A 558-nucleotide genomic window follows, 5' to 3' on the forward strand; every position below is an offset into this window, starting at 1 on the left:
TCAGCTACACCAATCCTGGAAGGGGAGAACCAGAGTACCCCCACGGTGCGCCTGGCAGACTTCTGCGAATAGTCTGGGTTGATGTGAAGATCTCTGTAGCTGTGCGCTGCCAGCTCAAGAGCTTCGCGCCCAGTTTGTTCAGTTACGACAATCTTGTTGACGGGCTCGTTCTCCATTCCTTTTCCGGTAGGAGGGATGGCCGCAACTTTTGCGTACCGTGGCGGTAGTCGTTTGATAAGAGAGGACAGGTTCGTTAAGTCGCGGCACATGGCCGAGAATTGTTCTGATATGAAGTTTTTAGCCATGCTGCCGCCTATGTGTGGGTTTGTTCTAACAGTTCATTGGTTACATAGTAGACAGATTTAGACCATCATGCAACGAGGGGGAGGGGCAAGAATACGCCTCCGCTTCGCGTCGGCGGGTGCCCTGTTTGACCTTCGTGTGTGAGATTAGATTGAGAAAGAGAGAGAAAAAGAGAGAAAAAGAGAGAAAGAAGAAAAGCGCGGGGCAAGCCAGAAATGTGGCTGAGGGGGACTGCTGGGGTGGGGCTGGCACCCT

At 52.5% G+C, this 558-nt stretch carries 1 protein-coding gene; it reads right to left on the reverse strand.

The window, feature by feature from the left end:
• Nucleotides 1–305, reverse strand: a 305-nt coding sequence (locus R7040_RS28930) for a DNA replication terminus site-binding protein (RefSeq protein ID WP_318097964.1), incomplete at its 3' end; no start/stop codon positions are given.
• Nucleotides 306–558 lie beyond the last annotated feature (253 nt).

It is taken from the genome of Vibrio sp. 1069 (assembly GCF_033340555.1).